The following is a 12850-nucleotide window of genomic DNA, read 5'->3' on the forward strand; positions in this document are numbered from 1 at the left end:
GGTCAGGGCTCGACCCGCGTGGCGCCCCGCCACGCCTCCTCGATCGCGACGATCCGCTCGCGCAGCGCCGTCGGGTCGGTGTCGGGCGGCACCGGCCCGGCGGCCGCGGCGTCGGCCAGCCAGTCGGCCCACGCCTGCCAGCGCGGCAGGTAGAGGTCGCGCACCAGGCCGTGCCAGTGGCGTCCGGCGTAGTCGTGCAGGCCGTTGTGCTGGCCGCCCCACACGCTGACCAGGCTGCGCGCCTCGCGTTCCAGGGCGTCCCGCTCGTCCGGCGTCCCGCCCCAGGACCGGGCGGCGTCGATCCACGTCTCCACCCGGGTCGCGGGCCGCTCGGCGGCCAGCGTGTCGAGCGTGAGCAGGTCGGTGCGCAGCCGGGTCATGTGCGCGCGGACGCCGTCCGGGTCGCCCGCGCGGGCCGCCGCCAGGATGCCGCGCACGTGCGTGCGGGTGCCCTGCGCCAGCACGTGCCCCGTGAGCTCGGCGAGGTCGGCGTCCAGGACGTCGGCGGCGCCCCCGGCCACGTGGTCCCGGAGCGACCCGAGCGCGCGCGCCGCCTCCGCGAGGCGGGGGAGGGCCGCGGCGACGGCGGGGTCGTTCTCGGCGTCCACGTTCGACGACGGCGTGGGCGGCTGGGGTCCTACGGCCTCGCCGGCGCTGCGCTGGGCCGGGAAGGGCAGGCCCGCCGCCCACGGCCGGGCGATGACGGGCGTGGGCACGGAACGGGTGCGTCCGGCACCGTAGAGCGTCGAAGAAATAGTGTGCCAAGCGCACAGCGCCACCTGCGCCGGTCCCGAGGACGCGTCACCGGACAGCCCGTAGCGGGTGAGCACGAAGTCCCGGAGCCAGGCGTCGAGGTCGGCGGGGGAGTGCGGACCGTCGTCCCACGCGAGGTCCGTGGCGAGCTCGTAGAAGACCTCGTTGTTCTCGACGGCCTCGGGGGCCAGGCCGACGCCGCGCAGGTGCGGCACGCCGTCGGGCAGCGCGCGCACGTCCCGGACGAGACCCGCCAGGTCGCCGAACAGGGCCGGGCGCCCGCCGAAGTTGTGCAGCGCGCACCAGACCCAGGGGCGGCCGGCGAGCGGGGCGCCGTCGGCGAGCAGCGCCGCGTGCAGCGGTACGTGCTCGCCCCAGAGGTCCAGCACGAGCGTGCGGTCGGCGGGCACGTCCGCGAGGTAGGCGGCGACCCGGTCCGGCGTCCAGAAGGCGCCCTGGTAGTGGAAGGGCCAGCCCTGCAGCACCCACACGGGGTCGGGCTCGTCCGCCGCCCGGGCCGCGGCGGCCAGCGCCTCGTAGGTGCCCCGGCCCGCGTCCCGCAGGTACGCCGGGTCGCCCGACGGCGGCACCGACTCGATGTACGGGTCCACGGCGTAGTACCCCGTGCCCGGCCCCAGCAGCTCGCGCTGCACCCGCCCGAAGATCGACTGCAGCTCGCGCGCACGCCCGGACCCGGGGCGCAGCAGGGGGATGCGCCAGCCCTGCCACTCGATCTCGTCGACGGGCCCGGGACCCGCGAGGGACGGCGGCACGTGCCCGCCGAACCCCGGCAGCACGGCGGTCATGCCGAGCTCCCGCAGCCGCGCCAGGATCCGCCGCGCGAGCGCGGTACGCCGCTGTGCCCAGCGCGCGGGCAGCGGGCCGCCGAAGGAGTGCATGCCGCCCATGAAGGTCCACGGGAAGTGGGCCGCGCCGCCGATCCAGACGGCCGCCTCGGCGGCGGGCAGGCCCGCCCGCCGGAAGGTCTCGGCGAGCACGGCCTCGTGCGCCACGAGCACGAGGGGGTGCGTGACGCCGTGCAGCGCCATCCAGTCGATCTCCCGCTCCCAGCGGTCCCAGTCCCAGAACGGCGTCGTGTAGCCGAAGGTCACGACGTTGAGGTGGTACCGAACGGCGTGCGGCGAGGAGACGACCGTGCGGGGCGCGTCGGGCAGCGGTCCGGGCCGTGCGTCCACCCGCGGCCGCAGCCACGTCAGCCGGGTGCCCAGGGCCGACCGCGTGTACCGGCCGAGCGCGACGGACGCCGCGACCGGGTCGGTGGCCCGGACGGTGAGGCGGCCGTGCCCGGCACAGAGTTCGGCACGGGCCCGGTCAGCGGGGCCGGCCGGGACCTCCTCGAGCGTGAGACGTGTGGCGTCCAGGCCCGCCCGGGCGGCCACGCCGCGGACGGCGTCGGCCCACGGCGCCTCGGCGGGTGCGGACGCCGTCACACCGCCCCCAGCGCCGTGCGCGCCCACGCGGCGAAGTCCACCACGCCCGCCCCGGTGCGTGACTCCTCGGCGGCGAACGCCATGAGGTGGCTGTCCAGCGCCGTCGCGAACGACAGCTCTCCGGTGCCGACCGTGCCCTCGGCCACGGCGCGGCAGAACGCGTCCATGAGCGCGTCGTCGCCCCCGGCGTGCCCGCGGTGGTCCGCGGCGACCGTGTCGCCCCGGGCGACGAGCGTGTACGAGGGGTGCCGCAGGGGTCCGTCCACGCCCGAGCCCGTGAGCTCGACACCCGGCACCCGCGCGAGCTCGCCGGGCAGCCGCGCCGCGGGCGAGTACAGGTCCACCCCGATCTCGCCCGACCCCATGTGCCCGTGCAGCTGCCCGCGCGTGCCGGTGATCGCGACGTGCCGGGTGTTCTCCGCGGTGAACGCGCTCGCCGTGAGCGTCGCGGTGAGGCCGGAGGCGAACGTCATCAGGGTCTGCTGGTGGTCCGCCACGTCGTTGTCGCACCGGTACACGCACCGTCCGTACGGGCCCCGGCGCAGGGCGGCGAGGCGGCCGGCGGGGGAGAGATCGTCGCCCAGCATCGTCACGGGGTGGCCGGTGACGTCCCGCAGGGCGTCCACGTAGTACCGCGGCGCGTAGAAGGGGCAGCGGTCCGCGGCGGGGCAGCCGTCGGTGCAGCGGCCCGGAGCACCCTCGGGCGCGTTCTCGGCGCGGAAGTGCAGCAGCGAGCCCTGGCTGGAGACCTGGTCCGGTGGCGCACCGGCGAGCCACCGGACCAGGTCGAGGTCGTGGCACGTCTTGGCGAGCACCATCGGGCTCGACTCGGCGGTGCTGCGCCAGCTGCCCCGCACGTACGAGTGCGCAAAGTGCCAGAACCCGATGTTCTCCCGCACCTCGATGGTGGCGAGGTCGCCCAGGGCGCCCGACGCGACGACCGCGCGCACGGCACGCCAGAACGGCGCGAACCGCAGCACGTGGCCGACGGCGACCCGGGCGCCGGTGCGGCGCACCACGGCGGCGAGCCCCGTGAGGGCGGGCAGCGTCGGCGCGGCGGGCTTCTCCAGCAGCATCGGCAGGCCCGCCTCCGCGACGGCCGTGGCCGCCTCGACGTGCAGGGCGTCCGGCAGGGCGACGAGCACGGCGTCGGGCCGCAGCCGGGGCGCGTCGGCCACCAGACCCCGCCAGTCGGCGTAGCGGGCCGCCGTCGTGCCCGCGAGGGCGTCCAGGCGGGCGGGCAGCGGGTCGGCGACGGCGACGACGCGGGCCCGGTCCGGGTGCGCCCGCACCCAGCGGCCGTAGGCGTCCGCGCCGCGGCCGCCCGCGCCGAGCACGGCGAGACGCAGGGGTGAGGTCATCGTTCGGCTCCCTGCACCAGGCCCGACACGATGTACCGCTGGGCGAGGAAGAAGATGATCACGACGGGCACGGTCACGGCGATCGAGCCCGCCAGCAGCACCGTGACCGGCACCTGGAAGTCGCCGAGCTGCGCGATGCCGAGCGGGGCGGTCCACAGGTCGCGGTGCTGCACCAGGAACAGCAGGGCGTAGAAGTACTCGTTCCAGGCGATCATGAACACGTAGATCGCGGTGGCGACCACGCCCGGCACGGCGATCGGCAGCACCACCCGCACCAGCAGCTGCCCGAGGGTGCACCCGTCCATGAGCGCGGCCTCCTCCACGCTGGCCGGCAGCGCCAGGAAGAAGTTGCGCATCATGTAGAGCGCCACGGGCACGGTGGCCGCGACGTACACGACGAGCAGCCCCGCCAGCGAGCCGGTCAGGCCCAGCCGGGACAGGATCACGAACTTCGGCACCGCGAGCACGATCCCGGGAAACAGGTAGACCGCGAGGATGATGCCGTTCGTCAGCGCCCTGCCCCGGTAGCGGAGGCGGGCGGCGGCGTAGGCGCCCAGCACGCACACGGCGACGCTCAGCACCACGGTCCCCAGGGCCACGCCCAGCGAGTTGAGCACGAACCGGCCGAGCCCGAACCCGCCGTCGGCCTCGTCCCGCATGGCCGTGGCGAACGCGGACAGGTCGAGGGTCGACGGGAGGCCGAGCGGGTCGCGCGTCACCTCCCCGAACGGCCGTACGGCCAGGACCACGCCGTACGCCACGGGCCCCAGGGACCACAGGAGCGCGACGGCGACGACGACGGCGCGGCCGGCGCGCGCGGCACGGGTGGGTCGGACACCGCTCATGACTCTCCCGCCCTCCGGGACAACAGCACGTACCCCACCAGGAGCACGCCCAGGATCAGGCTCATCAGCAGGCCGAACGCGGCGGCGCTGCCGATGTCGGCCTTGGTGACGAGCTCGGTGTACACCTGGATGGCCATGACCTGCGTGCTGCCGGCGCCCTCGGTCAGCAGGTAGACGTCGTCGAAGGTCTGGAACGACCAGATGAACCGCAGCAGCAGGAGCAGCAGCGCCACCGCCCGGAGCTGGGGCAGCAGCACGAAGCGCAGGATCTGCCGGCGGTTCGCGCCGTCGAGCGCCGCGGCCTCCTCGATCTCGCCGGGCACGGACTGCAGGCGAGCGGTGAGGAACAGGAACGCGAGCGGCGCCGACTTCCAGACGTCGAACAGCACCACCACCAGCAGGGCCACGGGCACGGGGACACCCCAGACGTCGGCCGACGTGGTGCTGAGGAAGCCCACCGGGGTGTCCCAGCCCAGGTATGCCCGCCCGAAGGCGTTGACGAGGCCGTACTGGGGGTTGAGCAGCGTCTTCCAGATGGTCGCGGCGGCCACCACGGGCAGCACGTAGGGCACCAGCAGCAGCGCGCGCACCAGGCCGCGCCCCCGGAAGGGGCGGCGGAGCGCCAGTGCCAGCACGAGGCCGACGGCGAGCGACCCGGCCGAGGTGAGCCCCGCGTACAGCACCGTGGTCCACAGCGCGCCCCAGAACGCGCGCGACGCCGCGGCCCGCCGGAAGTTGTCGAGCGACCACTCGATCGGCTCCGTGCCGAGGAACGGGATGTCGACCAGGCGCACCTCGGAGAAGCCGAACACCACGACGAGGGCGAACGGGAGCAGCACCACCAGGGCGACCACCGTCAGCGACGGCGAGACGAGCAGCCACCCGGACCGGTTCTCCCGCGTGCGGGCGCTCGTCACTGGTCCTGCTGCAGAGCCGTCACCTCGGCCGCCATCTGCCGGGTCACCTCGGCCGGGTCGGTGCCCCGGTACAACGGCTCGAGCTGCTGGGCGAGCGTGCCCTGCGTGGCCACGAGCCCGGCGAGCGTCGCGTCGGGCGTGCCCTGGCCCCAGCGGGCCACGGCGGTCATGCCCTCGCCCATGGCGGTCACGAGGTCGTCGCCGTACACCTCGGCCACCGACGACTGGACCTTCGGCCCGAAGCCCAGGCCGCCCCACGCGTCGAGGAACTCGGTCGGGTTCTCCGGGGTGCCGGTGCGCAGGGGCAGGCGGCCCTCCGTGGCGACCGCCAGCGTGTCCGCGTAGCCCTCGCTCAGCACGAACTCGATGTACTGCCGCGCCTCCTGCGCGTGCGCGTGCGCGGGGACGGCGTAGGCGAGCGTCGCGCCGAACTGGGCGGGCTCGCCGCCGTCGGCCGGTTCCAGGACCGTGATGAAGCCGGAGCTCTTGGCGAGGAACTCCGGGTCGTCGGCGCACTGCGCGCACGTGGGCGGCACGGCCTCGTCGAGGTTCGCGAGCTCGTCGAGGATGTGGGTCGAGAACAGGAGCATCGCGGCGTCCCCGGCGAGGTAGGCGGCGCGTGCGGACTCGACGTCGTAGTCGCCCGCGACGGACGAGTCGCGCAGCTCCTTGAAGTACCCGGCCGCCTCGGCGCACTCGGGCGAGTCGAGCGTGACCGCGCCGTCGGACACGAGCCGGCACCCCGCGGACTGGAAGACCGACTCGATGCCCTCCGTGCCGGACGCCGTGCCGGGCTGGGTGCCCAGGGCGATGCCGGTGACGCCGAGCTCGTCCTTGACCGTCGTCGCGGCGTCGGCCAGCTCCTCGACGGTGGTGGGCACCTCCACGCCTGCCTCGTCGAGCAGGTCGGTGCGGTAGGCGATGAGGTGCACCCACCCGTCGCTCGGCACCGCGGCGAGCGTGCTCTCCCCGGTGTCGGGGTCCTGCGCCGTGACGGCGCCGAGCGCGTTCTCGTTGAACGTCGCGGGGTCCAGCGTGTCGACGGCGGCCTGCGCGGTGTCGGTGTCGAGCAGGCCCTGCGCCTGCCAGGACGTCACCTGGGAGGCGCCCGCGAGGATGACGTCGGGCACCTCGCCCGAGGCGGCCCCGGTGACCAGCGCCTGGTCCTGGTCGGCGGCGGCCAGGGGCACGACGTCGACGTCGATGCCGGTCTGCTCGGTGAACCGTGCGGCCACCGCCTCCTGCGCGGCCACCCGCTCGGGCGTGGTCTGCGGCGTCCAGAACGTGAGGGTGCCGGTCTCCTCCTCCTGCGACGGCGCCCCGCACGCGGCCAGGAGGGCGGTCGGCAGGGCGGCGAGCAGGGCGACGACGACGGCGGACGAGCGGGTGCGGCGGTGCATGGGCTCTCCTCGGTGTGCGGCCTCGGGGTGCCCCAGAGAATTCACCCGCCGGCCGGCACAGTCAAGGACGACGCGCTGACGGGCCCGGCTCAGGCGGGGACGTCGACCACCCGGGCGTCGCCGGTGACGGGGGAGAGGGCCCCCGAGGAGGCGGCTGCGACGTCGGCGGCCAGCGCGTCCAGCGCGGCGGCGGGGACGAGCAGGCGCAGGTGCGCGACGGCGTCGTACACGGGCGGCTCGGTGACGGCGCCGTGCGCCGTGGCCCAGTCGCGCAGCAGGTTGTCGAGGCGGCCGGCGTCGGCGTGCGGCACGTCGACGGTGACCTCGTGCAACAGCTCGCGGCGCAGCACGGCGCCGGAGGCGGCGGCGACGTCCAGAGCGCCGGACACCGCGCCCGAGTAGGCCCGGACCAGGCCGCCCGCGCCGAGCTTCACGCCCCCGAAGTAGCGCGTCACGACGGCGACCACGTCGGTGACGCGGCGGTGCCGGAGCACCTCCAGCATGGGGACGCCCGCGGTGCCGCCGGGCTCGCCGTCGTCGGAGGAGCGGGCCTGGTCCGCGTGGGTGCCGAGCACCATCGCGACGCAGTGGTGGCGCGCGTCCCACAGCTCCTTGCGCAGGCGCGCGATGACGGCGTCGGCCTCCGCCGTGCTGCCGACCGGGGCGAGGTGGGTCAGGAAGCGGGACTTCTTGACGACCGTCTCGTGGTCGACGGGCCGGGCGATGGTGCTGGGGAGGTCCACCGCACGAGCCTACGGTGTGCCTCCTTCCATAAATAGTGTGCCAAGCGTATTCTCTCACCATGACCAGCACCGGTGCGACGTCACCACGAGCAGGGGCCGCGGAGCCCGGCCGGTACCCGCGGCCGCCCGTGAGCCTGGAGGAGGCCGAGTGGGTGTGGCGCGAGCTGTCGACCGAGGCGATGCGGTCGGGTGCCAAGCCGGAGACGGTACGGCTCGCGGTGATCACGGGTCTGGTCCGTGCGACCGGCGCCCGGTACGGCGACCTGCTGCGGGTGCGGGTCGAGGACCTCGACCTCGGCCCGGCGCGGGCCCGGACCACGGAGGGCAGCGTGCTGGTGCGGCACGGCAAGCACCGGGCGCCGCACCGCCACCTGCTGCCGGCGGAGCTCGTGGTGCTGCTGCGGCACTGGATGGTGGTGCGGGAGGAGCTCGCGGTGGAGCTGGAGGGTTCCGTGCCGCGTGCGCTGCTGCTCACCGTGCACCACACGCACGACAACGGGACCACCGTCGCGTCGGGTCTGCCGATCACGCGGCAGGGCCTGGTGCTGTCCTGGCGCCGGTTCGTGCACCGCACCAACGCCCGGTACGGGGCCCTGCGCCCGCCGCTGCCCACGCGGTTCGAGCAGGTCCGTCGCGCCTGGCTCGAGGAGACCCCGTGAGTGCTGGGCCTTCGCCCTTCTTGGTGTGCCAGAAGGGCGAAGGCCCAGCACTCAGCGCGTCGTGATGCCCAGGAGGGGGGACGTCGGGGTCGAGGAGGGGAGCTCCTCGAAGCCGTAGCGGTCGTAGAACGCCCGCGCGGCGGTGTTCTCGGCGGCGTAGCCGAGGTGCACGCCCGGCACACCGCGGTCGGCGAGCGCCGTGCGGAGCGTGTCGATGAGGCGGGAGCCGAGGCCGCGGCGCTGCAGCACGGGGAGCAGGTCGATGTGCAGGTGGGCGGGGTGGGTGGTGAGCTCGCCGTGGCGCAGGCCGCGGACCATGCGCTGGGGGTCGGCGCCGTCGCGCAGGAGCTGGGCCTCGGTGTAGCCGGGGTCGGCGCCGGTGGAGGGTCCGGGTGCGGGGTGGCGGGTGACGAAGCCGGGGGTCCACTCGCGGGCCCACCAGTCGGCGAAGGCGGCGGTGTCGGCGACGCCGAGGATGTATCCGGTGGCGCGGCCCTCGTGCTCGACGACCCAGGCGAGGTCGGGGGAGTGCTCGAGGTAGGGCAGGGCGTAGACCTCGGGCATGAGGAGGTCGTCGGAGTAGATGCCTGTCGCGTCGCCGCCGGCCGCGGCGGTGCGGACGCAGATGTCGGCGACGTCGTCGCGGTCGGTGGTGCGGTACGGGCGGATGAAGGGCTCGGTCACCCGGGTCAGGGTAGCGGCGAGACCCCGAGTTTGCCGCATGCTCGTGCGGGTAACGCCAAGGTCACGGAATCGTCATGTGACTTTGTCGCCCATTTTCGTTACGGTCGTTATGTCATGCAGAACCTCGAAGAGGAACTCAAGCACATCCATCCGACCGAGACCACGGTGGCGTTGAGGGAGCCCACCGTCGATGACGGAGCAGCGATGTGGCGCCTCGCGCGCGACAGCAAGACGCTGGACCTCAACTCGTCCTACGCGTATCTCCTCTGGGCCCGTGACTTCGCCCGGACGTCCGTGATCGTCACCGTCGACGGCGAGCCTGCCGGCTTCGTCACGGGGTACGTGCGGCCCGACGAGCCGACCACGTTGATGATCTGGCAGGTCGCCGTCGACCACGCCTACCGCGGGCAGCGGCTGGCGTCCCGGATGCTCGCGCACCTCGCGGGGCAGCATCCCGGGTGCACGCACGTGGAGACCACCATCACCTCGGACAACACGGCGTCGATCGCCCTGTTCATGTCCTTCGCGTCGGCCCAGGGTGCGCCCGTCGACGTGCGGACGGTGTTCCCGGCCGAGGCGTTCCCGGACGGTCACGACGCGGAGCTGGTGTTCCGCATCGGCCCGCTGTCCTGAGGCCACCCACCCCACCCGAACACACCCACCCGAACACACAAGGAACACGCGCGTCCGGTCACAGGGGCCGGACCGTGGAAGGAGCCATGCGCCCGAGCACAACCATGCCCACCGTCCCGACGACCAGCAGCACCAGCACGAACAGCATCTTCGACGAGCTCGAGTCCCAGGTCCGCAGCTACTGCCGCAACTGGCCGGCCGTGTTCACCACCGCGCAGGGGAGCACCCTGCAGGCCGAGGACGGCAGGAGCTACCTCGACTTCTTCTCCGGTGCCGGCGCCCTGAACTACGGGCACAACCACCCGGCGCTCCTGGAGGCGCTGGTCGACTACCTGCGCAGCGGCGGCATCGTGCACTCCCTCGACATGCACACCACCGCCAAGCGCGACTTCCTGACGGCGTTCCGCGAGCGCATCCTGGCGCCGCGCAACCTGGACCACAAGGTCATGTTCCCGGGGCCCACGGGGACCAACTCCGTGGAGAGCGCCCTCAAGCTGGCCCGCAAGGTGACCGGCCGGCAGCACATCCTGTCGTTCACGAACGCGTTCCACGGCATGACGCTGGGCTCGCTGTCGGTGACCGGCAACTCGATGAAGCGCAACGGCGCGGGCCTGCCGCTGACGAACAGCTCCAAGATCCCGTACGACGACTACTTCTCGGGCGCGATCGAGGACTTCCTGTGGCTCGAGCGGGTGCTGGGCGACAGCGGGTCCGGCGTCGACAAGCCGGCCGCGATCATCGTGGAGTCCGTGCAGGGCGAGGGCGGCCTGAGCGCGGCCCGGCCGGAGTGGCTACGCGCCCTGTCCGAGTTGTGCCGCGCGCACGGGATCCTGCTCATCGTCGACGACGTGCAGGCGGGGTGCGGGCGCACCGGCGACTTCTTCAGCTTCGAGGAGGCCGGGATCGTCCCCGACATCATCTGCCTGTCGAAGTCGCTCTCCGGTTACGGCCTGCCGCTCGCGCTGACCCTGATCCGTCCCGAGCTGGACCAGTGGGAACCCGGCGAGCACAACGGCACCTTCCGCGGGCACAACCCCGCGTTCGTGACCGGCACGGTCGCCCTGGAGCGCTTCTGGTCCGACGACGCGTTCTCGACCCGGGTCAAGCAGCGCTCCGCCGAGCTGCACGACGGCCTCGCGGCGATCGCGGCGGGGTACGACGGCGCGGTCGTGAAGGGCCGGGGGCTGCTCACCGGCATCAAGTTCCCCGACGACTCGGCCGCCACGAAGGTCGCCGCGGCCGCCTACCGGCGCGGTCTGCTGGTCGAGACCTCCGGGCCCGAGGACGAGGTGCTCAAGACCATGCCCGCCCTGACCATCAGTCCCGACGAGCTGCGGTCCGGCATCGAGATCATCGCCGCCGCGACGCAGGAGGTGCTCGGCGTGCCCAGCGCACCCGCCGACACACCCGGACCCCAGCGAACCGAGCCCCGAGGAGAGGACGACGACACGTGATCGTGACGCGACTGAGCGACCTGGAAGGCACCGACCGTGACGTGCGGTCCGAGACGTGGCGCAGCCGCCGCTTCGTGCTCGCCAAGGAGGGCGTGGGGTTCTCGTTCCACGAGACCGTCATGTACGCGGGTACCGAGACCGAGATGTGGTACGCGAACCACATCGAGGCGGTCTACTGCGTGGGTGGTATGGGCGAGCTCGAGAACCGGGAGACCGGCGAGGTGCACCAGATCTCGGACGGCACCATGTATCTGCTGGACGGCAACGAGAAGCACACGGTGCGCCCCACCACCGACCTGCGGCTGATCTGCACGTTCAACCCGCCCGTGACCGGGCGGGAGACGCACGACGCGGACGGGGTGTACCCGCTGATCATCGAGGAGAGCACCGCGAAGAGCACCGAGGAGGCTGCCGTATGACGGACCCGCTGGACGATCTGTATCCCACCCGTGTCGAGGGCGACGCGTCCGAGATCGCGCGGCAGGACCCCGTCGTCTGGGGCACCGCCGCCGACGGCCCGCTCGACCAGGGCCTCCTGGACGGCTTCGACCGCGACGGGTACCTCCTGCTGGAGGACCTGGTGACCCCGGAGGAGGTCGAGGAGTTCCGCGCCGAGCTGCGCCGCCTGTCCGCCGACCCCGCGGTGCGCGCCGACGAGCGCACCGTCGTGGAGTCCTCGTCGCAGCAGGTGCGCACCATCTTCGAGGTGCACCGCACCAGCGAGGTCTTCGCGCGGATCGCCCGTGACCCGCGGGTCGTGGGGCGGGCGCGGCAGGTGCTCGGCTCGGACGTCTACCTCCACCAGAGCCGGGTCAACCTCAAGCCCGGTTTCGGCGGCGGCGACTTCGCGTGGCACTCCGACTTCGAGACCTGGCACGCCGAGGACGGGCTGCCGCGGATGCGGACCGTCAGCATCTCCATCTCGCTGACGGACAACTACTCGTTCAACGGGCCGCTCATGATCATGCCCGGCACCCACAAGACGTACGTGTCGTGCACCGGCCGCACCCCGAACGACAACTACCGGTCCTCGCTCGTGATGCAGAACGCCGGCACGCCCGACGAGGACATCCTGACCCGGATGGCCGACGAGCACGGCATCGACGTCCTGGCGGGCACGGCCGGGAGCGCCGTGATGTTCGACTGCAACTGCATGCACGGCTCGAACGGCAACATCTCGCCGTACGCGCGGTCGAACATCTTCCTCGTGTACAACAGCGTGGAGAACACGGCGGTGGAGCCGTTCGCGGCGCCGAGGCCGCGGCCGGAGTTCCTCGGGGCGCGGGACTTCTCCCCGGTGGGCTGACCGGACACAGGGTCTGGACAGAAAGGCGCCCGGGTCGCATCGTGCGACCCGGGCGTCGTCGTGCCGGCTGAGGGTTCGTGGTTCAGGGTCGGTGGTTCAGGACTGCGGGATAGAGCCCGAGGCCGACTCCAGGTGGGCTCGCACGAACCAGTGGAACTGCTCGAGCTGGTGCAGGTGCCCGATGAGCAGGTCGTTGGTCACGTCGTCCAGGCTCTCGGTCTCCTCGGCGGCGGTGCGGTGGTCCTTGATGACCGCCTCGTACACGCCGTCCAGCGCCCCCAGGTGCTCGATCGCGGGTGCGCGTCCGAGCTTGTAGTCGTCCCACGTGCGGGCCTCGACGAGCGCGCCGGGTGTGCCGACGGGTACGACGCCGAGGGTCGCGATGCGCTCGGCGATCTCGTCGACCATCGCCCGTACCGCGTCGACCTGCGGGTCGAGCATCTCGTGCACGCCGATGAAGTGCGGTCCCACGACGTTCCAGTGCACGTGCTTGAGCGTGAGGTGCAGGTCGTTGAGCGCGTGCAGCCGCTGCTGCAGGATCTCGGCGACCTGTGCCCCTTGCTCGGGCGTGAGCGACGGGACGGTGTAGCGGGGCAGCTTCGGGGCCATGTCAGGTCCTCCTCTTTCCGGTGGGGCTTCCGGCG

The 12850-nt window shown here is 73.3% G+C and carries 13 protein-coding genes; 5 read left to right on the top strand and 8 right to left on the bottom strand.

The genetic code is table 11. The features are described from left to right. Positions 1–2: 2 nt before the first annotated feature. The 6 genes from APR03_RS13565 to APR03_RS13590 all read right to left on the bottom strand — a co-directional run bounded on the left by APR03_RS13565 (position 3) and on the right by APR03_RS13590 (position 7470). Positions 3–2231 (bottom strand): alpha-N-acetylglucosaminidase, encoded by a 2229-nt coding sequence (locus APR03_RS13565; RefSeq protein ID WP_253836426.1) that lies wholly within the window; start codon positions 2229–2231, stop codon positions 3–5. After that, positions 2201–3565, bottom strand: a complete 1365-nt coding sequence (locus APR03_RS13570) for a Gfo/Idh/MocA family protein (protein WP_253836428.1) — start codon at positions 3563–3565, stop codon at positions 2201–2203. The genes APR03_RS13565 and APR03_RS13570 overlap by 31 nt, the downstream gene beginning before the upstream one ends. After that, positions 3562–4410 (bottom strand): carbohydrate ABC transporter permease, encoded by an 849-nt coding sequence (locus APR03_RS13575; RefSeq protein ID WP_253836429.1) that lies wholly within the window; start codon positions 4408–4410, stop codon positions 3562–3564. The genes APR03_RS13570 and APR03_RS13575 overlap by 4 nt, the downstream gene beginning before the upstream one ends. After that, a complete protein-coding gene (locus APR03_RS13580) occupies positions 4407–5327 on the bottom strand; it encodes a carbohydrate ABC transporter permease (protein WP_253836431.1) in 921 nt (306 codons plus the stop codon). Before APR03_RS13580 ends, APR03_RS13575 begins: the two co-directional genes overlap by 4 nt. Beyond that, the gene (locus tag APR03_RS13585; RefSeq protein ID WP_253836432.1) at positions 5324–6727 is read right to left on the bottom strand and encodes an ABC transporter substrate-binding protein; all 1404 of its coding nucleotides are present in this window, start codon (positions 6725–6727) and stop codon (positions 5324–5326) included. Before APR03_RS13585 ends, APR03_RS13580 begins: the two co-directional genes overlap by 4 nt. Before the next feature lie 89 nt (positions 6728–6816). After that, complete coding sequence (locus tag APR03_RS13590) at positions 6817–7470, bottom strand: IMPACT family protein (protein WP_253836433.1); 654 nt, start codon at positions 7468–7470, stop codon at positions 6817–6819. Between the two features lie 59 nt (positions 7471–7529). On the opposite strand from APR03_RS13590, the gene APR03_RS13595 reads away from it, so the two are divergent. Beyond that, a complete protein-coding gene (locus APR03_RS13595; RefSeq protein ID WP_253836434.1) occupies positions 7530–8129 on the top strand; it encodes a tyrosine-type recombinase/integrase in 600 nt (199 codons plus the stop codon). A 51-nt stretch (positions 8130–8180) separates the two neighbouring features. Here the strand turns inward: APR03_RS13595 and APR03_RS13600 are convergent, their stop codons facing one another. Further along, positions 8181–8813 carry a GNAT family N-acetyltransferase gene (locus APR03_RS13600; RefSeq protein ID WP_308216497.1) on the bottom strand — a complete coding sequence of 211 codons (633 nt, stop codon included), beginning with the start codon at positions 8811–8813 and terminating at the stop codon, positions 8181–8183. 114 nt (positions 8814–8927) lie between these two features. Between APR03_RS13600 and ectA the strand changes: the two genes are divergently transcribed. The 4 genes from ectA to thpD all read left to right on the top strand — a co-directional run bounded on the left by ectA (position 8928) and on the right by thpD (position 12206). Next, on the top strand, positions 8928–9446 hold the full coding sequence (gene ectA / locus APR03_RS13605; RefSeq protein ID WP_253836435.1) for a diaminobutyrate acetyltransferase: 519 nt from the start codon (positions 8928–8930) through the stop codon (positions 9444–9446). A gap of 86 nt (positions 9447–9532) precedes the next feature. Next, a complete protein-coding gene (ectB, locus tag APR03_RS13610; RefSeq protein ID WP_253836436.1) occupies positions 9533–10900 on the top strand; it encodes a diaminobutyrate--2-oxoglutarate transaminase in 1368 nt (455 codons plus the stop codon). Next, a complete protein-coding gene (locus APR03_RS13615) occupies positions 10897–11319 on the top strand; it encodes an ectoine synthase (RefSeq protein WP_253836437.1) in 423 nt (140 codons plus the stop codon). The genes ectB and APR03_RS13615 overlap by 4 nt, the downstream gene beginning before the upstream one ends. Further along, entirely contained in the window at positions 11316–12206 is an 891-nt protein-coding gene (gene thpD / locus APR03_RS13620) for an ectoine hydroxylase (protein ID WP_253836439.1), read from the top strand. Before APR03_RS13615 ends, thpD begins: the two co-directional genes overlap by 4 nt. Before the next feature lie 96 nt (positions 12207–12302). Here thpD and APR03_RS13625 read toward each other — a convergent pair whose 3' ends face one another. Beyond that, entirely contained in the window at positions 12303–12815 is a 513-nt protein-coding gene (locus APR03_RS13625; RefSeq protein ID WP_253836441.1) for a Dps family protein, read from the bottom strand. Between the last annotated feature and the right edge of the window lie 35 nt (positions 12816–12850).

The organism is Promicromonospora thailandica, assembly GCF_024171955.1.
GTDB classification, from domain to species: domain Bacteria; phylum Actinomycetota; class Actinomycetes; order Actinomycetales; family Cellulomonadaceae; genus Promicromonospora; species Promicromonospora thailandica.

Bases quoted from the DNA above. Each gene is read 5' to 3' on its own strand.
- APR03_RS13595 (WP_253836434.1), top strand. From the start codon at position 7,530: ATGACCAGCACCGGTGCGACGTCACCACGAGCAGGGGCCGCGGAGCCC.
- ectB (WP_253836436.1), top strand. From the start codon at position 9,533: ATGCGCCCGAGCACAACCATGCCCACCGTCCCGACGACCAGCAGCACC.
- ectA (WP_253836435.1), top strand. From the start codon at position 8,928: ATGCAGAACCTCGAAGAGGAACTCAAGCACATCCATCCGACCGAGACC.
- APR03_RS13625 (WP_253836441.1), bottom strand. From the start codon at position 12,815: ATGGCCCCGAAGCTGCCCCGCTACACCGTCCCGTCGCTCACGCCCGAG.
- APR03_RS13585 (WP_253836432.1), bottom strand. From the start codon at position 6,727: ATGCACCGCCGCACCCGCTCGTCCGCCGTCGTCGTCGCCCTGCTCGCC.
- thpD (WP_253836439.1), top strand. From the start codon at position 11,316: ATGACGGACCCGCTGGACGATCTGTATCCCACCCGTGTCGAGGGCGAC.
- APR03_RS13575 (WP_253836429.1), bottom strand. From the start codon at position 4,410: ATGAGCGGTGTCCGACCCACCCGTGCCGCGCGCGCCGGCCGCGCCGTC.
- APR03_RS13570 (WP_253836428.1), bottom strand. From the start codon at position 3,565: ATGACCTCACCCCTGCGTCTCGCCGTGCTCGGCGCGGGCGGCCGCGGC.